19 protein-coding genes are annotated in these 24,650 nt (G+C 55.8%); 9 read left to right on the top strand and 10 right to left on the bottom strand.

The window, feature by feature from the left end; genetic code table 11:
* Positions 1–527: 527 nt before the first annotated feature.
* Together asnS and pncB are read right to left on the bottom strand one after the other, a co-directional pair.
* Positions 528–1,928, bottom strand: coding sequence for an asparagine--tRNA ligase (gene asnS, locus HMPREF0201_RS06145; RefSeq protein ID WP_016535642.1), 1,401 nt, complete (start codon positions 1,926–1,928; stop codon positions 528–530).
* Positions 1,929–2,105: 177 nt separating this feature from the next.
* On the bottom strand, positions 2,106–3,308 hold the full coding sequence (gene pncB, locus HMPREF0201_RS06150; RefSeq protein ID WP_039899169.1) for a nicotinate phosphoribosyltransferase: 1,203 nt from the start codon (positions 3,306–3,308) through the stop codon (positions 2,106–2,108).
* A gap of 380 nt (positions 3,309–3,688) precedes the next feature.
* Here pncB and pepN point away from each other — a divergent pair, with 380 nt between their 5' ends.
* Positions 3,689–6,301 (top strand): aminopeptidase N, encoded by a 2,613-nt coding sequence (pepN, locus tag HMPREF0201_RS06160; protein WP_016535645.1) that lies wholly within the window; start codon positions 3,689–3,691, stop codon positions 6,299–6,301.
* Between the two features lie 65 nt (positions 6,302–6,366).
* On the opposite strand, the gene ssuB is transcribed toward pepN, so the two are convergent.
* The 5 genes from ssuB to ssuE are packed head-to-tail and all read right to left on the bottom strand — an operon-like array spanning position 6,367 to position 10,621.
* Positions 6,367–7,137, bottom strand: coding sequence for an aliphatic sulfonates ABC transporter ATP-binding protein (gene ssuB, locus HMPREF0201_RS06165; protein ID WP_016535646.1), 771 nt, complete (start codon positions 7,135–7,137; stop codon positions 6,367–6,369).
* Positions 7,134–7,925, bottom strand: coding sequence for an aliphatic sulfonate ABC transporter permease SsuC (gene ssuC / locus HMPREF0201_RS06170; RefSeq protein WP_016535647.1), 792 nt, complete (start codon positions 7,923–7,925; stop codon positions 7,134–7,136). The genes ssuB and ssuC overlap by 4 nt, the downstream gene beginning before the upstream one ends.
* Positions 7,926–7,933: 8 nt before the next feature.
* Positions 7,934–9,079 carry an FMNH2-dependent alkanesulfonate monooxygenase gene (ssuD, locus tag HMPREF0201_RS06175; protein WP_016535648.1) on the bottom strand — a complete coding sequence of 382 codons (1,146 nt, stop codon included), beginning with the start codon at positions 9,077–9,079 and terminating at the stop codon, positions 7,934–7,936.
* Positions 9,076–10,053, bottom strand: a complete 978-nt coding sequence (locus HMPREF0201_RS06180; protein ID WP_016535649.1) for a sulfonate ABC transporter substrate-binding protein — start codon at positions 10,051–10,053, stop codon at positions 9,076–9,078. The genes ssuD and HMPREF0201_RS06180 overlap by 4 nt, the downstream gene beginning before the upstream one ends.
* On the bottom strand, positions 10,046–10,621 hold the full coding sequence (ssuE, locus tag HMPREF0201_RS06185) for an NADPH-dependent FMN reductase (RefSeq protein ID WP_016535650.1): 576 nt from the start codon (positions 10,619–10,621) through the stop codon (positions 10,046–10,048). Before ssuE ends, HMPREF0201_RS06180 begins: the two co-directional genes overlap by 8 nt.
* Before the next feature lie 247 nt (positions 10,622–10,868).
* On the opposite strand from ssuE, the gene pyrD reads away from it, so the two are divergent.
* Complete coding sequence (gene pyrD, locus HMPREF0201_RS06190; protein ID WP_039898047.1) at positions 10,869–11,879, top strand: quinone-dependent dihydroorotate dehydrogenase; 1,011 nt, start codon at positions 10,869–10,871, stop codon at positions 11,877–11,879.
* 153 nt (positions 11,880–12,032) lie between these two features.
* Entirely contained in the window at positions 12,033–12,575 is a 543-nt protein-coding gene (zapC, locus tag HMPREF0201_RS06195; protein ID WP_016535653.1) for a cell division protein ZapC, read from the top strand.
* Here zapC and HMPREF0201_RS06200 read toward each other — a convergent pair.
* On the bottom strand, positions 12,572–13,687 hold the full coding sequence (locus HMPREF0201_RS06200; protein ID WP_039898048.1) for a YcbX family protein: 1,116 nt from the start codon (positions 13,685–13,687) through the stop codon (positions 12,572–12,574). The genes zapC and HMPREF0201_RS06200 overlap by 4 nt on opposite strands.
* 103 nt (positions 13,688–13,790) lie before the next feature.
* Here HMPREF0201_RS06200 and rlmKL point away from each other — a divergent pair, with 103 nt between their 5' ends.
* From rlmKL to rmf, 6 genes are all read left to right on the top strand, one after another.
* Entirely contained in the window at positions 13,791–15,914 is a 2,124-nt protein-coding gene (rlmKL, locus tag HMPREF0201_RS06205; protein ID WP_016535655.1) for a bifunctional 23S rRNA (guanine(2069)-N(7))-methyltransferase RlmK/23S rRNA (guanine(2445)-N(2))-methyltransferase RlmL, read from the top strand.
* A 5-nt stretch (positions 15,915–15,919) separates the two neighbouring features.
* Positions 15,920–17,827, top strand: coding sequence for an ABC transporter ATP-binding protein (locus HMPREF0201_RS06210; protein WP_039898049.1), 1,908 nt, complete (start codon positions 15,920–15,922; stop codon positions 17,825–17,827).
* 16 nt (positions 17,828–17,843) lie between these two features.
* On the top strand, positions 17,844–19,112 hold the full coding sequence (pqiA, locus tag HMPREF0201_RS06215) for a membrane integrity-associated transporter subunit PqiA (RefSeq protein WP_039898050.1): 1,269 nt from the start codon (positions 17,844–17,846) through the stop codon (positions 19,110–19,112).
* Entirely contained in the window at positions 19,102–20,742 is a 1,641-nt protein-coding gene (gene pqiB / locus HMPREF0201_RS06220; RefSeq protein ID WP_016535658.1) for an intermembrane transport protein PqiB, read from the top strand. Before pqiA ends, pqiB begins: the two co-directional genes overlap by 11 nt.
* Positions 20,739–21,305: a membrane integrity-associated transporter subunit PqiC gene (gene pqiC, locus HMPREF0201_RS06225; RefSeq protein WP_016535659.1), complete on the top strand. Its 567-nt coding sequence runs from the start codon at positions 20,739–20,741 to the stop codon at positions 21,303–21,305. The genes pqiB and pqiC overlap by 4 nt, the downstream gene beginning before the upstream one ends.
* A 259-nt stretch (positions 21,306–21,564) precedes the next feature.
* Complete coding sequence (gene rmf / locus HMPREF0201_RS22425; protein WP_008461244.1) at positions 21,565–21,732, top strand: ribosome modulation factor; 168 nt, start codon at positions 21,565–21,567, stop codon at positions 21,730–21,732.
* A gap of 69 nt (positions 21,733–21,801) precedes the next feature.
* Here rmf and HMPREF0201_RS06230 read toward each other — a convergent pair whose 3' ends face one another.
* Both HMPREF0201_RS06230 and HMPREF0201_RS06235 read right to left on the bottom strand, forming a co-directional pair.
* Positions 21,802–22,872 carry an ABC transporter ATP-binding protein gene (locus HMPREF0201_RS06230; RefSeq protein ID WP_016535661.1) on the bottom strand — a complete coding sequence of 357 codons (1,071 nt, stop codon included), beginning with the start codon at positions 22,870–22,872 and terminating at the stop codon, positions 21,802–21,804.
* A complete protein-coding gene (locus HMPREF0201_RS06235) occupies positions 22,865–24,634 on the bottom strand; it encodes an ABC transporter permease (protein WP_016535662.1) in 1,770 nt (589 codons plus the stop codon). The genes HMPREF0201_RS06230 and HMPREF0201_RS06235 overlap by 8 nt, the downstream gene beginning before the upstream one ends.
* Positions 24,635–24,650 lie beyond the last annotated feature (16 nt).

Raw genomic sequence — 24,650 nt, forward strand, 5'->3', positions numbered from 1 at the left:
ATGATAGTTTGGTGTCTTTCTGTATCTGTCTGGCATCTTTCCATCCATGAAACCGTTTCGCTAGCCTGAAAGTGCTACAAATGCGCACATTGAGTTTCAAAAAGAAAATATGTGTAACACTTTGTGTATTTGAGGGAACTTTGTGAACCATTTCAAATTTCGCTGTTTGCAACCCGGCAATGCGGGTTTTCTAAACATATATATATGAATTACTTATGTTTAATCCGCATAAAGCAAAATAAGCGCAAAAATCGATTTATAACTGTACGTTTTTTGACTTATTTTTGGACATCCAGATGTCTGAGCATAAAATAGACAATTGTGCTAAGCCTTCAGATGGCAAGCATATCCAGAGCATTGGAGCAACAATTTTGTGAATAATTGTGATGTGGAAACAGTTGGTAACTTGCTGGCGAGAGGATGGGGTTGAAATTGACGTTTGTTTAAGAATCGTTGAAGAAAAAATACTCTTTGTGGTGGGGCACAAAAAAGGCCAGCTGCTGCTGGCCTTTAGTAACAGTCAGAACTTAGAAGCTCGCGTTACGTGGAGTACGTGGGAATGGAATCACGTCTCTTACGTTCTGCACGCCGGTAACGTAGGCAATCAGGCGTTCGAAGCCGAGGCCGAAGCCGGAGTGCGGTACGGTGCCGTAGCGGCGCAGATCGCGGTACCACGAATAATCTTCTTTGTTCAGGCCCATTTCAGCCATGCGCGCGTCCAGCACGTCCAGGCGTTCTTCACGCTGGGAGCCACCGATGATTTCACCGATGCCAGGTGCCAGAACGTCCATCGCGGCGACGGTTTTCCCGTCTTCGTTAAGGCGCATATAGAAGGCCTTGATGTCCTTCGGATAGTTTTTCACGACTACCGGTGCCTTGAAGTGCTGTTCGGCCAGGTAACGCTCATGCTCGGACGAGAGATCGACGCCCCAGTAAACCGGATTTTCGAACTTCTGGCCGCAGTTCAGCAGGATTTCAACCGCGTCGGTGTAATCCACCTGTGCGAAGTCTGCGGAAATGAAACGCTCCAGGCGTTCAATCGCTTCCTTATCTACGCGCTCGGCGAAGAACTGCATGTCGTCCATACGCTCTTCCAGCACCGCTTTGAAGACATACTTCAGCATGGCTTCCGCCAGGCCTGCTACGTCATTCAAATCGGCAAATGCAACTTCCGGTTCCAGCATCCAGAACTCAGCCAGGTGGCGGCTGGTGTTGGAGTTTTCCGCACGGAAAGTTGGGCCAAAGGTGTAAATTTTGGATAACGCACAGGCGTAGGTTTCGCCGTTCAGCTGGCCGGATACGGTCAGGAACGCTTCTTTACCGAAGAAGTCTTTATCGAAGTCCACTTTGCCTTCGGCGGTGCGCGGCAGGTTTTCCAGATCCAGCGTTGAAACGCGGAACATTTCGCCCGCGCCTTCGGTGTCGGAAGCGGTGATCAGCGGAGTAGACACCCAGAAGTAGCCGTTTTCATGGAAGAAACGGTGCAGCGCCTGAGCCAGAGTGTGGCGAACGCGAGCAACCGCGCCGATCATATTGGTGCGCGGGCGCAGGTGAGCCACTTCGCGCAGGTATTCGATGCTGTGGCGTTTTGCCGCCATCGGATAAGTATCCGGATCGTCAACCCAGCCGGTCACTTCAACTTTGCTGGCCTGTATTTCAAACGCCTGGCCCTGGCCCTGAGACTCAACCACTTTACCGGTGACAACGACCGAGCAGCCGGTGGTCAGGCGCAGAACGTCTTCATTGTAATTGGGCAGAGAATTATTAATGACGGCCTGTACTGGAGAGAAGCAGGAACCGTCATAGACGGCGAGGAAGGAGATACCAGCTTTTGAATCTCTTCGAGTACGCACCCATCCGCGCACGGTGACTTCGCTGTCAACGGCGGCACGGCCCTGGAGTACGTCGGCTACAGGCACAACGCTCATAGTTTTCTCTCTATTAAATGGTCAATGACAAAAAAAATAGTAACCCATATAGGGGGGTTATCTATGTTACCTGTCACGCGCCATCAGACAAGCAGAATTCGCGTTGCTTACGAAGAAATAAAGGAAAGGAAGGAAAGCGGCGAAGAGTCGGTTCACTCTTCGCCTGTTATCTCTGAATCAGCTGGCTTTTTTGACCAGCGGCAAATCAAACGCTTTGCGCAGGGCGCGCACGAACGCTTTATCGTGGCAGATGGTTTTGCCAGGGCTGTCGGAAAGCTTGGCAACCGGTTTGCCGTTGCACTCCACCAGCTTAATCACGATGTTCAGCGGCTTAACCTGAGGAATATCGCAGGTAAGGCGGGTGCCGATGCCGAAGCTCAGATTAACCCGCGCGGAGAAGTGGCGATACAGCTCCACCGCCTTGTTTAAATCCAGGTTGTCGGAAAACACCAGCACTTTGCTGAGCGGGTCGATCCCCAGCTTCAGATAGTGAGCGATAGCTTTCTCGCCCCATTCTACCGGGTCGCCGGAGTCGTGGCGCAGTCCCTGATAGCGGGTGGCAAACTCGTGACCGAAATCGCGCAGGAAGGCATCCATAGTAATGCAGTCGGTAAGCGCAATGCCCAGTTGGTCCGGATATTCATCAAGCCACGCCTGCAGCGCCGCCCGCTGGCTATTGGCCAGCACCGGGCTAATTTGCTGATGCGCCTGGAACCATTCGTGGGCCTGAGTGCCCATTGGTGTGAGATCCAGACGGCGGGCAAGATCGTAATTGCTGGTGCCGATAAACCACGGCTCCTGCTTCAGGCGTTCGACGATGGCCTGCTGCACTTCACGGGAGAAGCGGCGGCGAGTGCCGAAGTCCATCAGGCGGAAGCGGGAAAGATCCAGCCCGGAAGTCAGAGTATTGAATTCGCTGAGCTTGCTCTCAAGATGATCGAGCGCCATCTGCGGCGTCACGCCGGGCGCGCGATGTTGATGAACAACTTCGCTAATCACCGCCAGCAGCGGAACCTCCCACATAATCACTTCTCGCCACGGCCCGCTCAGGCGGATATCTAAGTGGCCATTATTATTGGTCACCTGAACCTGGGAAGGGTCATAACGGAAGTTGCGCAGCCAGTCGAGATAGTCGGCCTTAAAAAAGGGCAGGCTTTTTAGCCAGTGAAACTCTTCGTCACTGAGGCGCAGATGCTGCATAGCAGCCACCTGGTCACGAATAGCGTCAGCATGAATGCCCAGCAGATCGTCACCGCGGCAGCGGAATTCCGCCGCGACGTCAACGTCGTAATAGCGGTGAAAAACAGCTTGCTGCATATGAAGCTTATAGGCATCAGTATCCAGCAGCGTTTGCAAAATCGGGGAAGCGTGTCGTGTCATGGCGCGTTTCAGCATCCTCTCACAGGAGCGTTTCCATCAGGTCCGGGCAAATAAAGACGCGGGAGTATACCCTGATTATCTGTTTATTGAAGCAGGATCACAACATATGGCAGGGGAAGGGGGGATGGCAATTTGTGCCGCATAGGCCAAAAGCCGGGTACAATGCCTTGAATCACCTGATGTTTAGGGTACTAAACAAAATGTGCGGCAACAGGATCAGCGCCGTCTTTACCTGCGCCATTAAGCCGGAGGAGACAGTCCTTGCGCCGCTAATATTTTTTTTGCATCACATGCGAAAGATGAAGATTCTGCGTGGCAACATTCCGGCAACAGGAATAGACTGAAGCTCGTTATCTTACGGACGATGTATAAGGTTTTTTATGACACAACAGCCACAAGCCAAATACCGCCACGACTACCGTGCAGCGGATTATACGATAACCGATATCGATTTGACCTTTGACCTGGATGCCGAAAAAACTCGGGTCACCGCCATCAGTAAAATTACCCGCCAGGGCGCTGCCGATGCGCCGCTTCATCTGGACGGGGAAGACCTTACCCTTATTTCTATCGACGTAAACGGCACCGCCTGGCAGCATTATCGTCAGGAAGAGGGCGCCCTGATTCTGGAACAACTGCCGGACAGCTTTACGCTGACCATCGTTAACGAAATTAGCCCGGCGAGCAATACCGCGCTGGAAGGGCTGTATCAGTCCGGCGAGGCGCTGTGTACCCAGTGTGAAGCCGAAGGTTTCCACCATATTACCTGGTATCTCGACCGCCCGGACGTGCTGGCGCGCTTTACCACGAAAGTGATTGCCGATAAGAGCAAATACCCTTATCTGCTGGCCAACGGCAACCGCATTGCCGAAGGCGAACTGGAGAATGGCCGCCACTGGGTGCAGTGGCAGGATCCGTTCCCAAAACCTTGCTATCTGTTTGCCCTGGTCGCAGGCGATTTCGACGTGCTGCGCGATAGCTTTAAAACCCGTTCAGGCCGTGATGTTGCGCTGGAGCTGTTCGTGGACCGCGGCAATCTCGATCGTGCCGACTGGGCGATGACCTCCCTGAAAGCCTCGATGAAATGGGATGAAACCCGTTTTGGCCTCGAATACGACCTCGATATCTATATGATAGTCGCCGTCGACTTCTTTAATATGGGCGCAATGGAAAATAAAGGGCTGAACATTTTCAACTCTAAATACGTCCTGGCCCGCGCTGAAACTGCAACCGATAAAGATTACCTCGATATCGAGCGCGTTATCGGCCATGAATATTTCCATAACTGGACCGGCAACCGCGTGACCTGCCGCGACTGGTTCCAGCTCAGCCTGAAAGAAGGCCTGACGGTATTCCGCGACCAGGAGTTTAGCTCTGACCTCGGTTCCCGTGCGGTAAACCGCATTCAGAACGTGCGCACCATGCGCGCGATGCAGTTCGCCGAAGACGCCAGCCCGATGGCGCACCCGATTCGCCCGGACAAAGTTATTGAGATGAATAACTTCTACACCCTGACGGTGTATGAAAAAGGTTCCGAAGTGATTCGTATGCTCCACACTCTGCTCGGAGAAGAGAACTTCCAGAAAGGGATGCAGCTCTACTTCGAACGCCACGACGGCAGCGCAGCAACTTGTGATGACTTTGTGCAGGCGATGGAAGATGCTTCCAACGTTGACCTGTCGCACTTCCGCCTCTGGTATAGCCAGGCGGGTACGCCGGTGGTAACGGTTCGCGACGACTACAACCCGGAAACCGAGCAGTACACGCTTACCATCAGCCAGATGACGCCGCCGACCGCGGAACAGCAGGAAAAACATCCGCTGCACATTCCGTTTGATATCGAGCTGTACGACAACGAAGGCAAGGTTATTCCGCTACAAAAGGATGGCCACCCGGTACATCATGTGCTGAACGTGACCCAGGCCGAGCAGACCTTCGTCTTCGATAACGTTTACTTCCAGCCTGTACCTTCTCTGCTGCGCGAATTCTCTGCGCCGGTGAAGCTTGAGTACAAATGGAGCGACCAGCAGCTGACCTTCCTGATGCGCCACGCGCGTAACGATTTTTCTCGTTGGGATGCGGCGCAGAGCCTGCTCGCGACCTATATCAAGATTAACGTTAACCGCAGCCAGCAGGGCCAGCCGCTTTCGCTGCCGCTGCACGTAGCGGACGCCTTCCGCGCCATTCTGCTGGATGAGAAAATCGACCCGGCGCTGGCCGCTGAGATCCTGACTCTGCCTTCGCAGAACGAAATTGCCGAGCTGTTCCAGACCATCGACCCGCTGGCGATTGCGGAAGTTCACGGCGCGCTGACCCGCACGCTGGCGTCGGAGCTGGCGGACGAATTCCTCGCCATTTACAACGCCAACAAGCTGGAGAGCTATCGCGTTGATCACGGCGATATCGGCAAGCGCGCGCTGCGTAATACCTGCCTGCGCTACCTGGCATTTGGTGATGCTGAACTGGCAGAACAGCTGGTGCGTGAGCAGTACCAGCAGGCGGATAACATGACCGATTCCATCGCCGCGCTGTCCGCCGCCGTGGCCGCTCAGCTGCCGTGCCGCGATGAGCTTCTGGCTCACTATGATGAGAAGTGGCACAAAGATGGCCTGGTGATGGACAAATGGTTTGTGTTGCAGGCGACCAGCCCGGCGAGCAATACGTTGAGCAAGGTTCGCGAGCTGCTGAATCATCGCTCATTCAGCCTGGGCAACCCAAACCGCGTGCGCTCCCTGATTGGTGCCTTTGCTGCCAGCAATCCGGCGGCGTTCCACGCCAAAGACGGCAGCGGTTATCAGTTTATGGTGGAAATGCTCACCGAGCTGAACAGCCGTAACCCGCAAATTGCCTCGCGCCTGGTTGAGCCGTTGATTCGCCTGAAGCGTTACGATGCCGAACGTCAGAGCAAGATGCGTGCGGCGCTGGAACATCTGAAAGGGCTGGAGAACCTCTCCGGGGATCTGTTCGAGAAGATAGCTAAAGCGCTGGCTTAATCTTTGCCCCTCACCCCATGTCTCCGGTATGTACGCAGGGAGAAGGCTGGGGTGAGGGTATAAACTTAGCCGGTGCGCACCGCGCGTACCGGTTCTTCCGTACTTCGCTTCATCACTCTTGCCAGTACCTCCGCCTCAAGTTCGGCAAGCTTCACCGACCCCAGCCGTCGCGGGCGCGGTAAATCTACCGTCAAATCCAAACCAATCTTGCCTTCTTCTATTAGCAGCACCCGGTCGGCCATTGCCACCGCCTCGCTAACATCGTGGGTAACCAGCAGAACGGTAAAGCCGTGCTCTTGCCAAAGGGAGACGATCAGCTCCTGCATTTCAATGCGGGTTAACGCATCCAGCGCGCCGAGCGGCTCATCGAGCAGCAGCAGGCGGGGGCGGTGGATTAGCGCGCGTGCCAGGGCGACGCGCTGTTTTTGCCCGCCTGAAAGCGCTGCGGGCCACTCGGAGGCTCGGTTTTCAAGGCCCACTGCGGCCAGAGCATCAAGCGCTGCGTCACGCCAGATGCCTTTAAGCCCGAGCCCGACATTATCGATAACCGTTTTCCACGGCAGCAGCCTGTCGTCTTGAAACATCAGGCGCGTATCGTCCTGGCTGTCGCGCAGCGGCGCGTTACCGGCCAGCAGCGAACCGCCGCCGGGCTTCTCCAGCCCGGCAAGCAGGCGCAGGAGGGTGCTTTTCCCCCCGCCGCTGCGCCCGACTACCGCCACGAACTGCCCGGCCGGTATTCGCAGTTCCAGCTGGTTGAGTATGGTTTTATCGCCGTAACTTTTACTCACGTTGCTGAGCAGCAGCGGCGTACCCTGGTTTAAACGAGCAGTACTCATGCCGTTTCCTCCTTTAATTGATAAGCCGGATGCCAGCGCAGCCAGACACGTTCCAGCAGCTGGGCGCTAATATCGGCGAGCTTGCCGAGCAGGGCGTAAAGAATAATGGCGACGACAACAACGTCGGTTTGCAGGAATTCCCGGGCGTTCATCGCCAGATAGCCAATCCCTGAGTTAGCGGAGATAGTTTCTGCGACAATCAGCGTCAGCCACATCAGCCCGAGCGCAAAACGCACGCCCACCATAATCGACGGCAAAGCGCCGGGCAGGATAACGTGAGTAAACAGGCTAAAGCCCGACAGGCCATAGCTGCGCGCCATTTCCAGCAGCCCGCGGTCGATATTACGGATGCCGTGCCAGGTGTTGATATAAATCGGGAACAGCGTACCCAGCGCCACGAGGAAAATCTTTGCGCTCTCATCGATGCCGAACCAGAGGATAACCAGCGGGATCAGCGCCAGATGAGGGACGTTACGCAGCATCTGAATCGAGCTATCCAGCAGGCGCTCGCCCCAGCGCGAAAGCCCGCTTATCAGGCCGAGAGCCAGCCCCAGCGAACCGCCGATGCTAAAGCCTACCAGCGCACGCCAGGAGCTGATCGCCAGATGTTGCCACAGCTCGCCGCTGGCTGAGAGGCTCCAGAACGCCTGCACCACGCCCTCCGGAGAGGGCAAAATGCGGGTAGAAAGCCAGCCGACGGAAGAGGCTAACTGCCAGAGGACGACTATGGTTATCGGCAAGCCCCACGGTGCGAGGCGCAGCAGCAGTTTGCGAGTAGATGCTTTCATCTTTCCCCCTAGCTTTGCGCCACTTTACGCGGAATAAAATCGTTAGCGACGACCTCGCCTTTTTCCTGCACCTGGCGGGGCTGTGGGATTTCAGGGATAGCGACATCGAGATGCGGAAACAGCAGCTCTCCGGCCCGGTAGACTTCTTCCAGATGCGGGTAGCCGGAGAGGATAAAGCTGTCGATGCCCAGCTCTGCATATTCATTAATCCGGGCGGCAACCGTTGGCCCGTCGCCAACCAGCGCCGTACCGGCACCGCCGCGAACCAGCCCGACTCCAGCCCAAAGATTTGGGCTTATTTCCAGCTTGTCGCGTTTGCCTCCGTGCAGGGCAGCCATGCGGTGCTGGCCTACCGAATCGCTGCGGGCAAATGCGGCCTGGGCTTTGGCAATCGTCAGGTCATCGAGATGGGAAATCAGGCGATTGGCCGCCTGCCATGCCTCTTGTGTTGTTTCGCGGACAATAACATGCAGACGAATGCCGAAACGTACCTGGCGGCCCTGTGCGGCCGCTTTAGCGCGTACCTGTTCAATTTTTTCTTTCACCAGATGCGGCGGTTCGCCCCAGGTCAAATAGAGATCAACCTGCTCGGCGGCCAGATCCTGAGCCGCGTCCGAAGAGCCGCCAAAATAAAGCGGCGGGCGGGGCTGCTGCACCGGAGGGTAGAGCAGCTTCGCGCCCTTAACCTTGATATGTTTGCCTTCGTAGTCGACTGTTTCACCTTCCAGCACGCGACGCCAGATGCGGGTAAATTCCGCCGAAGCTTCATAGCGCTCTTCATGATTGAGGAACACACCTTCGCCTTCCAGCTCTTCGGCATCGCCGCCCGTGACCAGGTTAAACAGCGCTCGCCCGTTGGAAAGGCGATCCAGCGTAGCCGCCTGGCGGGCTGCAAGGGTGGGAGAGACTACGCTCGGGCGCAGCGCCACCAGAAACTTGAGGCGCTGGGTAACTGGGATCATCGAAGCCGCGACCAGCCAGGCATCCTCACATGAACGCCCTGTGGGGATCAAAACGCCGGTAAAGCCAAGTCTGTCGGCGGCCTGGGCGATTTGTTGCAAATAAGCGTGATCCACCGGGCGTGCGCCTTCATTACTGCCCAAATAGTGACCGTCGCCGTGGGTCGGCAGAAACCAGAACAGATTAAGACTCATGATTTAGCTCCTTGTGTCGTCGCGGCGGGCTGCCAGACTCGGGTGCGGATATCGACTTTCTTTGGCACCAGGCGGTTGTCGTAAAACAGGTCGGCGGTATTTTGCTGCTTTGCAGCGGTGTCTTCATTTACCGGGGTAATGGCTGAAGGAGGGCGGTGATCTAAATAACTGCTAATGACCGCTTCCGGCAGCCCCATGGTTTTTGCCAGCAGCGTGACGCTTTCGGCGCGCCGGGTACGGGTCAGCTCGTCGGCATCGCTAAAGGCTTTCAGTACCTGTTGAAGGAAGGCGCCGTTCGCTTCGGCATAGGGGCGGGCAGCAAGGTAGAACGAGCCGGTTTGATTAAGCTTACTGCCGTCCGCCAGCACGCGAACGCCGCCGTTCAGCAGCGCGGCCGAGTAATACGGGTCCCAGATGGCCCAGGCGTCTACGTTACCCTGCTGAAAAGCGGCTCTGGCATCGGCGGGTGTGAGATAAGCGGGCTGGATATCTGAAAATTTCAACCCTGCCTGCTGCAACGCCCGCAGCACCAGGTTATGAGAGCTGGAGCCTTTCTGGAAGGCCACTTTGTGCCCCTTCAGGTCGGCAACGCTTTTTAGCGGGCTGTTTTCCGGCACCAGAATGACTTCGGCCTGAGGCTTTGGCGGCTCGGAACCGACATAAACCAGATCCGCTCCGGCGGCCTGGGCGAAGATCGGCGGAATATCGCCGGTGCTGCCTAGATCAATGCTGCCGACGTTAAGCGCCTCAAGCATTTGCGGCCCGGCGGGAAACTCGACCCAGGAGACTTTTGTATTAGGGTAACGTTGCTCCAGCAACTGGTGGCTTTTTGCCAGCACCATGCTGACCGAGCCTTTCTGATAGCCGATGCGCAGTTGTTCCGGGCCGCTCTCTGCCGCGTTGCTATAGGCGGAAAACGCGATCATGCCTGCAAAGACCAGCCACGGGGAGCGGCGTTTCAGTGAATTAAACATGGGTCACCCCCAGGCGGCTGAAAGGGGAAGGGACGGCAATATCGCGGCGATGCAGCGCCTGCCAGAAGGTCTCCAGCGAATCGTCGAGGCGTTTTTGCAGGTTCGCCGTAAACTGCGGCTTATGCTGGTAGTCGGTTATCTGGCCGTCGTCGGCAAACACGCCGTGCAGAATTTCCTGGGCTTTGAGCGCGTTAAGCACCGGCTTGAGGGCGTAGTCCACCGCCAGCATATGGGCGACGGTGCCGCCCGTAGCCAAAGGAAGCACGACTTTTTTCTCGAGCGCGCGCTCCGGTAGCAGGTCGAGCAGCGTTTTCAGGGCGCCGGAAAATGAAGCTTTATAGACGGGAGTGGCAATGATCAGTCCGTCGGCGGTGCTGAGCTGTTCGATAAGCGCCAGCAGGGCCGGGCTATCAAACCGGGCGTAGAGCAGGTCCTCGGGGGAGAAGTTTTGCAGATGCCAGTGGTAAACCTCGACATCGAGGGCGCTCAGTTTCTCCCGAGCATATTCCAGCAGCGAGCTGGAACGGGACGGATAGCGGGGGCTGCCGGCCAGGGTAATTACACGCATCACGACTCCTTATAACCAATTGTTCGTTTTTATCTAACATTGATAACAATTAGCTTGATAGTCGCAGAGCCGTTTTATTCCACTAAGTGATTTTTCCGGGATAGATTTGCAAAAAAGCGCATATCGCAAGGGAGGAAAGAAAACGTTTGCCTCTATTCAGGCTTTTTTGCCGCAGGTCAATTCCAATCCCTGCCCGGATGGTGAATAATAGCGCCCCGGTCTGCACACCGGGAATCCAGGAGAGTTCATGTACTACCCCTTCGTTCGTAAAGCCCTTTTTCAGCTCGATCCAGAGCGCGCCCATGAGTTCACTTTTCAGCAATTACGTCGCGTATCCGGCACGCCCTTCGAACGTCTGGTTCGCCAGAACGTGCCGTCAAAACCCGTCAGCTGCATGGGGTTAACCTTTAAGAACCCGCTGGGTCTGGCCGCAGGTCTGGACAAAAATGGCGAATGCATCGACGCTTTTGGCGCCATGGGCTTTGGCTCTATCGAGATAGGCACCGTAACGCCGCGCCCTCAGCCGGGGAACGACAAGCCGCGTATTTTCCGCCTGGTAGAGGCAGAAGGGCTGATTAACCGCATGGGCTTTAATAATCTCGGGGTGGATAACCTGGTCGAAAATGTAAAAAAAGCGCATTTCGACGGCATACTCGGGATTAATATTGGCAAGAATAAAGACACGCCGGTTGAGCAGGGAGCAGATGATTATCTGACCTGTATGGATAAGATTTATCCGTATGCGGGTTATATAGCGATTAATATTTCTTCGCCGAACACTCCGGGATTACGCACGCTGCAATATGGTGAAGCGCTGGACAGTCTTTTAAGCGCCATAAAAAATAAGCAGCAGGAGCTGCAAGCGATCCATCATAAATATGTTCCAGTGGCGGTGAAGATCGCTCCGGATCTTTCTGTAGAAGAATTGATCCAGGTGGCAGATAGTTTAGTTCGCCATAATATTGATGGGGTCATTGCGACCAATACTACTTTGGATCGTAGCCTTGTTCAGGGCATGAAACATTGCGACGAAACCGGTGGTTTAAGCGGGCGTCCGGTACAGTTAAAAAGTACCGAAATTATTCGTATGCTGGCGCAGGAATTAAATGGCCGGTTACCTATTATCGGCGTCGGCGGTATTGATTCAGTGATTGCCGCTCGTGAGAAGATTGCCGCCGGTGCGACGCTGGTGCAAATATACTCCGGGTTCATTTTTAAAGGCCCACCGCTGATTAAAGAAATCGTTACCCACCTCTAAGCATTTACCTTTTGCAAACAACCAGGGCTTTATTTTCGGCTCTGGTTGTTTTATATTCCGCTACTGTTGCTAATTTAAACATATTGGTCTTTTATTAATATGGTGAGAATTTGAGTGGCAATTCAGATGCGGGATAAATGAAGGGTAAGCAATATGCGGATAAAACCGGACGATAATTGGCGTTGGTATTTCGATGAAGAGCACGATCGAATGATGCTCGATTTGGCCAATGGAATGCTGTTCCGTTCGCGTTTCCCTCGTAAAATGTTGACTCCCGATGCCTTTGAAAACACAGGATTTTGTGTTGACGATGCGGCGCTTTATTTCTCGTTTGAAGAAAAATGTCGTGATTTAGCGCTGGAGAATGAACAGCGCGCCGAACTGGTGCTGAACGCGCTGGTAGCGATCCGTTTCCTGAAACCGCAAATGCCAAAAAGCTGGCACTTTGTCTCCCACGGCGAATGCTGGCAGCCGATGACGGGCGACGGCGCCTGCGTCTGGATTAGCGAAGATATGCAGCAGGTGAATCTGCTGGTGGTTGAAACCGGCGATAACGCCGCGCTTTGCCTGCTTGCGCAGCCAGGATTAATACTGGCGGGGCGTACGATGCAGTTGGGCGATGCGATCAAAGTGATGAACGATCGGCTCAGGCCGCAGCCGATCTCAGGTAACCTCAGCCTCGATCAGGCCGTTTAACGCGGCGCTACGCTAACATTCCCCGCAGGTACGCAGCTACAGCACAGGATCGTACCGTCTGTGCCGATCGATCCTTTCTTTAAAGCTTTTACTTCGCCGTCCACCAGACGAATGCGGCAGCTGCCGCAGATCCCGGCCCGGCAGGAATAAGGCACGCGAATACCCTGGCTTTCCAGCTGTTCCAGCAGGATTTGCTGATTATTCCCCTGGAAGCTTTGCCCGGCCCAGTCAATGGTGACGCTGCTTGCTGGCTGGCTCACCGGCTCAAGGCTTTCGACAACTTCGCCCGGACCATAAACGTTAGCAGGTTTATTGGCGAGTACTTCCAGCTCGTCGCCCACGCGCACGATACCGCTATTGCGGGCAATTAAATTCTGGCCAAAATCTACCGCGCCGCTGTTATCCTGCGCGGTGCGGAAGTTTTGCAGGGTTTTCAGCGGTTCGCCGCTTGGGTGTTTGCGGCCACGCTCCGGGCTAACGGTGGTAAAGATACAGCGGCTGCAGGGTCTGATAACGTCGAAGGTGACGCCGCCGATGCGCACCACTTTCCAGGTATCCTCGGCCCATGCCGGTGCGCCGGTCACTACCAGGTTAGGGCGGAACTGGATCATTTGTACGCTGGCAGGGCAGCGGTTTTGCAAATCCCGCAGCGAAGCTTCGTTGGTCAGCAGATACGGAAAACCGTCGGCAAACGACAGCGGAACCTCTTCATGGCGTTTGACCCGACGAGTTGGTAACTCCCCAACCCAGCGCAGCTGAACCTGGCGCGAGAAAAAGCCGCTCAGCCACTGGTTAATCTCGTCGGGGGCGATAAGCGCGGTAAAATGCGTTCCCCAAACTTCGGTTGCCGCAGGCTCCGCAGAGAAATCGGCGAAGCGTATACTGGCCGAGCTGCCGTCCGGCGCTGACAGATAAAGGCCGTCGTGGGTAAACGCGGGAGTGAACAGCACCATCTGCGGATGCTGGCGGGCTGTAATAAAGGTGCCATCAAGTTCGGTAAGCATAAAAATGCGGTCGAATGCCAGGCCGGTGGCGGTTGCATTCGCGTGGGAGAGCGCCATTCCGCGCATTGATTTTACCGGATGAATAAAGAGTTGAGACAAAGTAATCACGGCGCCCTCCGTGGGAAGTAAATTAAGAGGGGCAACTTTATGACATGCGTGCCGGATTAGCTATAATGCGCCACAATTTTCTTTTTACCTGATAAGTGACGATATGAATTCTCTGTTTGCCAGTACGGCGCGTGGGCTTGAAGAGCTGTTAAAAACTGAACTGGAAAATCTTGGCGCCCAGGGCTGCCAGGTGGTTCAGGGCGGCGTACATTACCAGGGGGATACTCGTCTACTCTATCAAAGCCTGATGTGGAGCCGTCTGGCTTCGCGTATTCTGCTGCCGCTTAGCGAGTGCAAAGTCTACAGCGATCTCGACCTTTACCTCGGCGTAATGGCGATTGACTGGCCGGCGCTGTTTGGGCCAAACGCGACCTTTGCCGTTCACTTTAGCGGCCTGAACGACACCATCCGCAACAGCCAGTACGGCGCGCTCAAGGTTAAGGATGCAATTGTTGACTCCTTTACCCGCAAAAATCTGCCGCGCCCTGATGTTGACCGCGAGCAGCCAGACCTGCGTATTAACGTCTGGCTTAATAAAGAAACCGCAAGTATTGCGCTGGATCTCAGCGGCGAAGGTCTGCACCAGCGCGGCTACCGTGACGCTACCGGCGCTGCGCCAATCAAAGAAACTCTCGCGTCGGCCATCGTGCTGCGCTCCGGCTGGCAGCCGGGTACTCCACTGCTCGATCCGATGTGCGGCTCCGGCACGCTGCTGATCGAAGGCGCTATGATCGCCACCGATCGCGCCCCGGGCCTGCACCGCAAACGCTGGGGTTTCCTCGGCTGGGCAAAACATGAAGTGGACGTGTGGAAAGAGGTTGTGACCGAAGCGCAGGTTCGCGCTCGCCGCGGCCTGAGCGAATATCAGTCCCGCTTCTATGGTTCGGATAACGACAGCCGCGTGATTGAACGTGCCAGGGCTAACGCCCGTCGTGCAGGCCTTGCCGATATTATTACTTTTGACGTAAAAGACGTGGCGAAGCTCAGCAACCCGCTGCCGGAAGGCCCGGTGGGTACGGTTGTCAGTAACCCTCCTTACGGCGAGCGTCTGGAAAGTGAACCGGCTCTGATTGCGCTGCACAGCCTGCTTGGTCGCCATATGAAAACCCAGTTTGGCGGCTGGAACCTGTCCCTGTTTAGCGCCTCGCCGGAGCTGTTAAGCTGCCTTCAGCTGCGTGCTGACCGCCAGTTCAAAGCGAAAAACGGCCCGCTGGATTGCGTACAGAAAAACTATCAGCTGGCGGCTAACCCGGCGGGTACGGCGGCGGGCGGCGGCCAGATTGCCGAAGACTACGCCAACCGCCTGCGCAAGAACGTTAAGAAGCTGGACAAGTGGGCGCGTCAGGAAGGGATTGAGTGCTACCGCCTGTACGACGGCGATTTGCCGGACTACAACGTTGCCGTGGACCGCTACGGCGACTGGGTTGTGGTTCAGGAGTATGCTCCACCAAAAACTATCGATCCGAACAAAGCGCGCCAGCGCCTGTTCGACGTTATTGCCGCGACTCTCGCGGTGCTGGAATTGCCAACCAACCGGCTGGTGCTGAAAACCCGTGAACGCCAGAAGGGGAAAAATCAGTACCAGAAAATGGACGAGAAAGGCGATTTCATGGAGGTGAGCGAATATGACGCACGTCTGTGGGTTAACCTCACCGACTACCTCGATACCGGCCTGTTCCTCGACCACCGTATCGCCCGCCGTATGCTGGGCCAGATGAGCAAAGGGAAAGACTTCCTGAACCTGTTCGCCTACACCGGCAGCGCAACGGTACACGCCGGGCTTGGCGGCGCTCGCAGCACAACGACCGTTGATATGTCCCGCACCTATCTGGAATGGGCGGAGCGTAACCTGCGCCTTAACGGCTTAACGGGCCGTGCACATCGCCTGGTTCAGGCGGATTGCCTGGGCTGGCTGCGCGATAGCGACGAACAGTTTGATCTGATCTTTATCGACCCGCCGACCTTCTCGAACTCCAAGCGTATGGAAGATTCTTTCGACGTGCAGCGTGACCATATTGCGCTGATGAAAGATCTGAAGCGCCTGCTGCGTCGCGGCGGTACTATCATGTTTTCCAATAACAAACGTGGCTTCAAAATGGACTTCGCCGGGCTGGCAGAGCTTGGCATGGTTGCGCAGGAAATTACTCAAAAAACCCAGTCGCAGGACTTTGCACGCAACCGTCAGATCCACAACTGCTGGTTAGTTACTCACGAATCCCGGGATTAATAGTTATGTCATTAATTAGTATGCACGGCGCATGGCTGTCGTTTAGCGACGCGCCGCTGTTAGATAACACCGAATTACACATCGAAGAAAACGAACGCGTCTGTCTGGTTGGCCGTAACGGCGCGGGCAAATCAACGCTGATGAAGATCCTCAACCGCGAGCTGCCGCTGGACGATGGCCGCATGGTTTACGAACAGGATCTTATTGTCGCTCGCCTGCAACAAGACCCGCCGCGTAATGTTGCGGGCACGGTGTATGACTTTGTGGCCGAAGGCGTAGAAGAGCAGGCTGAATATCTGAAGGCCTACCACGACATCTCACATAAAGTGATGACCGATCCGAGCGACAAAAATCTTAACGAGATGGCTCGCATTCAGGAGATCCTGGATCATCAGGGGCTCTGGCAGCTCGACAGCCGGATTAACGAAGTGCTCGAACAGCTTGGCCTGGAAGCGGATACCGAACTGTCCGCGCTTTCCGGCGGCTGGCTGCGTAAAGCGGCGCTGGGCCGCGCGCTGGTTAGCTCTCCGCGCGTGCTGCTGCTCGACGAACCAACTAACCACCTCGATATCGAAACTATCGACTGGCTGGAAGGCTTCCTGAAAGAGTTCCAGGGCAGCATTATCTTTATCTCCCACGACCGTTCCTTTATCCGCAATATGGCGACCCGTATTGTCGATTTGGATCGCGGCAAGCTGGTCTCTTACCCTGGCGATTACGATCAGTATCTGCTGGCGAAGGAAGAAGCGCTGCGCGTGGAAGAGTTACAAAACGCCGAGTTTGACCGCAAGCTGGCGCAGGAAGAAGTGTGGATCCGTCAGGGTATTAAAGCCCGTCGTACCCGTAACGAAGGCCGCGTTCGCGCGCTGAAGGCGATGCGCCGTGAACGCGGTGAACGGCGTGAAGTGCTGGGCAGCGCGAAGATGCAGGTTGAAGAGGCGAGCCGCTCGGGCAAAATCGTCTTCGAGATGGAAGACGTTAACTACCAGGTTGCCGGTAAAACGCTGGTTCGTGATTTCTCCGCCCAGGTTCAGCGCGGCGACAAAATTGCGCTGGTGGGGCCAAACGGCTGCGGTAAAACAACCCTGCTGAAACTGATGCTCAGCCAGCTGCAGGCCGACAGCGGCCGCGTGCACTGCGGTACCAAGCTGGAAGTGGCCTACTTCGACCAGCACCGTGCCGAGCTTGATCCTGACCGCACCGTGATGGATAACCTGGCGGAAGGCAAGCAGGAAGTGATGGTTAACGGTAAGCCACGCCACGTGCTGGGCTACCTGCAGGACTTCCTGTTCCACCCTAAACGCGCCATGACGCCGGTGCGTGCGCTTTCCGGCGGGGAGCGTAACCGCCTGCTGCTGGCGCGCTTGTTCTTAAAACCAAGCAACCTGCTTATCCTCGATGAACCGACCAACGACCTGGATGTCGAAACCCTGGAGCTGCTGGAAGAGCTTATCGACGGCTACCAGGGCACGGTCATGCTGGTTAGCCACGACCGTCAGTTTGTTGATAACACGGTCACCGAGTGCTGGATTTTTGAAGGCCAGGGCAGAGTGGGGCGCTACGTTGGCGGCTACCATGACGCGAAGGGCCAGCAGGGCTCTGCTCAACCGCTGCGCCAGGCGGCTGCGGCAAAAGCCGAGAAGGGCGAGCAGCAAAAAGCAGAACCTGTTAAACGTGCCAATAGCAAACTAAGCTATAACCTGCAGCGTGAATTAGAGCAGCTGCCTCAACGGCTTGAGGAGCTTGAGGCCGCGCTGAGCGTGTTACAGGCCCAGGTCGGTGATGCCGATTTCTTTAACCAGCCGCACGACGCCACGCAAAAAGTGCTGGCCGACATGGCCGCAGCGGAGCAGGCGCTTGAAGAAGCCTTTGAACGCTGGGAGTATCTCGAAGCGCTGAAAAACGGTTCGTAATCTAAGGAGAGTTACGATGTGTGCCACACACCACCATCGCTCGCATATTTTGTGTCGACAATGTGATTTGCTGGTGGCGTTGCCGGAGCTGCAGGATGGTCATAAGGCCTCCTGCCCGCGCTGCGGCACACCCTTGGTCACGCAGTGGTATTTACCGCGTCAGCGGCCAACGGCGTATGCCCTGGCCGGGCTGTTTATGCTGCTGCTGGCCAACCTGTTCCCCTTCATTAATATGAAGGTCGCTGGCATCAGCAGCGAAGTGACGCTGATGCAAATCCCCGGCGTTATGTTTTCTGAAGATTACGCCAGCCTCGGCACCTTCTTTCTTCTCTTTGTTCAGGCGGTACCGGCTTTTTGCCTGGTGACCATTCTGCTGTTGGTCAACCGGGCGAAGCTGCCTTCCGGGGTAAAACGCGCCCTCGCCAGAGTGCTGTTCCAGCTGAAAAGCTGGGGCATGGCTGAAATATTCCTCGCGGGCGTGCTGGTCAGCTTCGTGAAGCTGATGGCCTACGGCGATATTGGCGTTGGCAGCAGCTTTATTCCCTGGTGCCTGTTTTGTATTTTGCAGTTGCGGGCTTTTCAGTGCGTGGACAGGCGCTGGCTGTGGGACGACATTGCCCCCATGCCGCCGGTGCATAAGCCGCTAAAAGTGGGTGTATCAGGCATACGGCAGGGGCTACGCTCCTGCTCTTGTTGTACGGCGATTGTTGACGCAGACACGCTGGTTTGCCCCCGCTGCGGTACTCACGGCCACGTGCGCCGCAGGCACAGCCTGCAGTGGACCCTGGCGCTGCTGATAACCTCGATCATGCTCTATCTACCGGCGAATATACTGCCGATAATGATAACGGAGATGCTGGGCAGCAAATATCCGTCCACTATTCTGGCGGGGGTTATCCTGCTCTGGAGTGAAGGGTCTTACCCGGTAGCGCTGGTGATTTTTATCGCCAGTATCATGGTGCCGACGCTGAAAATGATCGCCATCGCCTGGCTATGCTGGGACGCAAAGGGGCATGGAAAACGCGACAGCGAGCGTATGCACCTGATTTATGAAGTAGTGGAATTTGTTGGCCGCTGGTCGATGATTGACGTATTCGTGATTGCCGTGCTTTCCGCCCTGGTGCGGATGGGCGGGCTGATGAATATCTACCCGGCTTTAGGGGCGTTAATGTTTGCTTTGGTGGTTATTTTGACGATGTTTGCGGCGATGACCTTTGACCCTCGCTTGTCCTGGGATCGAGCAGACGATGTAACTGATGAGGAGTCTTCCGAGCATGGAAAATAAAAGCGGCGAGGCGAAGGTACAGAAGGTAAAAAACTGGTCGCCGGTTTGGATCTTTCCCATCGTAACGGCGCTGATCGGCGCCTGGATCTTGTTTTATCACTATAGCCATCAGGGGCCGGAAGTGACCCTGATAACCGCTAATGCAGAAGGTATTGAAGGCGGTAAGACTACCATCAAGAGCCGAAGTGTAGATGTTGGCGTGGTGGAAAGCGCGCAGCTGACCGATGACCTGCATCATGTTGAAATTAAGGCGCGTCTCAATTCCGGCATGGAAAAGCTGCTGCATAACGATTCCGTGTTTTGGGTGGTGAAGCCGCAGGTTGGCCGCGAAGGTATCTCCGGGCTGGGGACGCTGCTGTCGGGGGCATACATCGAGCTACAGCCGGGCAGTAAAGGCGAGCAGCCGGAGCGCTATGACTTGCTTGATGCGCCGCCGCTGGCTCCGCCTGATGCCAAAGGCATACGCATCACGCTGGACAGCAAAAAAGCCGGCCAGCTCACGCCGGGAGACCCGGTACTGTTCCGGGGTTATCGCGTGGGGTCGGTAGAAACCAGCACCTTTGACACCAATAAACGCGCCATTACCTATCAGCTGTTTATCGGCGCGCCCAACGACAAGCTTATTACCAGCAACGTGCGGTTCTGGAAAGACAGCGGCATTGCCGTGGACATGTCTTCCCAGGGGATGCGGGTTGAAATGGGCTCCCTCACTACGCTGTTCAGCGGCGGCGTGAGCTTTGACGTGCCGGAAGGCTGGGAGTGGGGCAAGCCGGTTGAGCCGGGTACCGACTTTAAGCTGTTCGACGATCAGAAAAGTATTCAGGATTCGCTGTATACCGACCACATCGATTACCTGATGTTCTTTAAAGATTCGATTCGCGGCCTGCAGCCGGGCGCGCCCGTTGAGTTCCGCGGTATTCGTCTTGGCACGGTGGCTCAGGTGCCGTTCTTTAACGAGAGCATGCGCCAGAAGCTGAACGACGACTTCCGCATTCCGGTGCTTATCCGCATTGAACCCGAACGCCTGAAAAATATGGTGGGCAACGAGGCGGATATCCCGTCTAACCTGAAGGCGCTGATTCAGCGCGGGCTTCGTGCCTCAATGAAAACCGGCAACCTGGTGACCGGCGCGCTGTATATCGATCTCGACTTCTATCCGAACGAGAAGAAGGTGACTGAAATACTGAGCGTAAGCGGCTATCCGGTGATCCCGACGATGAGCGGTGGCCTGGCGCAAATTCAGCAAAAACTGCTGGAAACGCTGGATAAAATCAACAATCTGCCGATTACGCCGATGCTGGAGCAGGCGACCAATACGCTTGGCGAAAGCCAGCGCACCATGCGCCATCTACAGCAGACGCTGGATAATCTGAACAAGATTACCGCCAGCCAGTCGATGCAGCAGCTGCCGGAAGATATGCAAAAAACGCTGCGCGAGCTGAATCGCAGCATGCAGGGCTTCCAGCCGGGTTCAGCGGCTTATAACAAGATGGTGGCGGATATGCAGCGCTTCGATCAGGTGCTGCGCGAACTCCAGCCGGTGTTACGCACGCTGAACGATAAGAGCAACTCGCTGATATTTGAAGCGAAGGATAAAAAGGATCCGCAGCCGAAGAGGGCACAACCATGAAAAAGTGGCTAACGCTGGCAGCCGTCATCACGCTTTCCGCCTGTAGCGGCAGCGATAACGGCAAAACCTGGTACCAACTGCCGCAAACTTCACAGCCTGCAATGCAGGCGGTGAGCCAGCCGGGAACGCATTTGCTGTGGGTCGATCAGGTCTCGGTGCCTGACTTCCTCGCCGGCACCGGCGTGGTTTATCAAACCACCGACGTTCAGTACGTTATTGCCACCAACAACCTGTGGGCCAGCCCGCTTGACCAGCAGCTGCGTAATACGCTGGTCAGCAACCTGAGCAGCGCGCTGCCGGGCTGGGTGGTTGCATCCCAGCCTCTGGGCAACGACCAGCAGGCGCTTAGCGTCAACGTTACCGGCTTCCATGGCCGCTATGACGGGAAGGTGATTGTTAGCGGTGAGTGGCTGGTGAAACGTCAGGGCGAGATAATTAAGCGTCCGTTCCATATTGAGCTAAAGCAGCAGGCTGACGGTTACGACTCGATGGTGAAAACGCTGGCGCAGGCCTGGCAGCAGGAGGCGCAAAGCATCGCTTCGCAGATCACACGCCTTAATTAATAGGTAAAATTAATAGTACAAAAAAGCTGCGATTTTCGCCGAAAGGCGGTCGCAGCTTTTCTTTTTCTGTGAACCTGTTAGCAAACCACAAGGCTCTTTTTTTGCCGAAAAGATAATCAGAATAGCGCGTGAATATGACATTGGCGTGAATTTTGCGCATTGACGGTCGGCTGATTTCACGTTATCCCTTATCTGTGGTTGCACATTTTGTAATCACTGTTTTCTTTTCCACCAGACAATGTAATGAGGGAAACGAGGCATGAAGAGACAAAAACGAGATCGCCTGGAACGGGCACATCAACGTGGTTATCAAGCAGGCATCGCCGGACGCTCAAAAGAGATTTGTCCATATCAGACTCTGAATCAGAGGTCCTACTGGATGGGAGGCTGGCGAGAAGCCATGGAAGACAGGGCGGTTACTGCGTAATCACTGTCTCTTTAGAAAAAGAAACCTCCGCAGCGCGGAGGTTTCGCCTTTTTAGCGGTATGTAAACCATCAGAGTTTAGGGAAGACCCAAACGTGCTGCTCGGGCAGAGACAAGCCATATTCACGAGCTTCACGTATCTCGCTGCCATAGGCACGGACAACAAAGTCATCGCCCGCGGTGCGGAACAGATACTCCCAGCGGTCGCCAAGGTACATGCTGGTCAACAGCGGCAGCTTCATGCCGTTATCACCCGGCTGTTCCACCAGACGCACCTGCTCGACTCGTATTACGGCAGTGCCTTCCTGCCCGGCTTCGACGCCTTCACCTGCCAGCCCCCACAAAGCCCAGCCGCTGCCTTCTATGCGGGCTTTACCGTCTCGAACTTCAGTCACTTTGCCGTTTAGCCGGTTATTACTGCCCATAAACTCGGCGGTAAACAGCGTTTTTGGCGAGCCGTACATCTCCTGCGGCGTACCCTGCTGCTCTATTTTGCCGTTGTTCAGCAGCAGGATGCGGTCGGAAATCGCCATCGCCTCATTCTGGTCGTGGGTGACCATCAGCGCCGACAGCCCCAGCTTGATAATCAATTCGCGCAGGAACACTCTGGCCTCTTCGCGCAGCTTGGCATCAAGGTTGGAGAGCGGCTCATCAAGCAGAATAACAGGGGGGTTATAGACCAATGCCCGCCCGATGGCTACCCGCTGCTGCTGGCCGCCGGAGAGCTGGTAAGGGTGGCGTTTGCCGAGATGGCCCAGGCCCAGCTGGTCCAGCACCGCCTGAACCCGCTGGTTGATTTCCGCCGCCGCCACTTTGCGCAGTTTCAGCGGATAGGCAACGTTCTCAAACACCGTTTTATGCGGCCACAGCGCGTAGGACTGAAATACCAGCCCCAGATTACGCTCTTCCGCCGGGATTTCTTTGCGAGTAGCGCCGTCAAAAACGTTATTTTTGCCGATAACAATAGCGCCCTGGCTCGGTTTTTCCAGCCCGGCAACGGCGCGCAGCAGCGTGGTTTTACCGCTTCCCGAAGGGCCAAGCAGCGACACGACCTCGCCGCGTTTTAGCTCCATAGAAACGCCTTTCAGCACCGGATTATCGCCGTAGGTTAAGTGCAGGTTCTCGACCGATAACTCAATCATGTAATTTCACTCCAAAACGAAGGGCAATGCCCAGCCCTAACACCACAAGCAGAATATTAATAAACGAGAGCGCGGCGACGATATCAATCGCGCCAGCCGCCCAGAGCGAGACCAGCATGGAACCGATGGTTTCGGTGCCCGGAGAGAGCAGGTATACGCCGGTGGAATACTCGCGCTCGAAAATCAGGAACATCAGCAGCCATGAGCCGATCAGGCCGTATCGCGACAGCGGGATGGTGACGTGGCGGGTAATTTGCCCGCGCGTGGCTCCGGTACTGCGCGCGGCCTCTTCCAGCTCCGGCCCAACTTGTAATAGCGTTGAGGAGATAAGCCGCAGCCCGTAGGCCATCCACACTACGGTATAGGCGAGCCAGACGCTGAAAATGGTGCTGCGCAGCGAACGTAGCCAGACAATCAGGTTGTCACGCAGCCACTGTGACCACGGCATGCCGGAAAGCCAGCCGGATTTCAGCGCATTGTCGAGCCACATCGGCAGGAATAAAAACACCCACAGAAAAGCAAGACCGGCCAGCAGGCCCGGTACGGCGCGCGGCACCAGTACGCTGTAGTCGAGGAAGCGGGTTACGTTATCCGGCTTGCGGTGCATCGCGATGCCGATAAATAGATAACACGCTACCGCCAGCGCGCCGCCGATAACGCCGATAGCCATTGAGTTAACGATGGCGCGCAGCAGGTTCGGCTGCTCCCAGATGGTGCGGAAGGTGTTCAGAGACAGCTCGTCCCACAGCGAAACGCCGACGCCCCAGTTGGAAATAAAGGCGCGCAGCACCACGCCAATTAGCGGCACGCCGATGGTTACGGTCAGCCAGAAGGCGACAACCGCTCCGGCAACCCAGCGCCATTTACCCAGCGGCAGGGCACGAGCCTGAGAGGCTTTGCCTTTGACGGTGACAAACCGGTTGGCGGTGCGCATAAGACGGCGCTGGAGCATCACCAGCGGGATAGTGATGCAAATCAGCACCACGGCTACCGCCGCCATCAGATGATAAGACGGCGTCCCAAGTTTATTGGTCAACTGGTAGAGATAAGTTGCCAGTACCATGTTGCCTTCAGGGTCACCCAGGACCAGCATCAGGCCAAACACTTCCAGGCCGAGGAAGAACAGCAACACCGTGGCGTACAGCATCGCCGGGCGCACCATCGGCAGGCTGACGGCGGTCATCACCTGAAGAGGAGAGGCTCCGGCGGTACGGGCCGCTTCTTCGACATCTGAGCCAACGCTGCGCAGCGCCGAAGAGATATAGAGATAGGCGTGCGGAACGTGGGTCAGCCCGGCAATCACCACGATGCTGGACATGTCGTAGATATTCCACGGTACAAAACCAATCAGCGACTGCGCCCACAGAGAGAAGAAGCCCACCGGCCCGGCGGCCACAACATAGCCAAAGCCGAGAACCATAGGCGAAACAAAGATGGGCACCAGAATCAACGGCTCAATGATACGCCTGCCAGGCAGGTCGGTACGCACCATCAAAAAGGCCAGGATCCCACCCAGCGGAATAGCGATGACTACCAGCCCGAATGCCAGAATAAAGCCGCTCTTCAGCGCCTTATAGAAGTCAGGGTCGGTAAAGATGAAAGCAAAGGACTCAAGACTCCACTCTTTTGACGGCGAGAAAAACGGCGCGGAGAGGAAGCTTTGTATAACGATAAACGACAGCGGAATATAGATAACCAGCGCAGTTATCAGCACCACAATGCCGCGCGGCAGGCTCTGCCACTTTCTGCGAAATGCATCCATGTAACTATCCCTCAGG

The sequence above is a fragment of the Cedecea davisae DSM 4568 genome (genome assembly GCF_000412335.2).
GTDB classification, from domain to species: Bacteria; Pseudomonadota; Gammaproteobacteria; order Enterobacterales; family Enterobacteriaceae; genus Cedecea; species Cedecea davisae.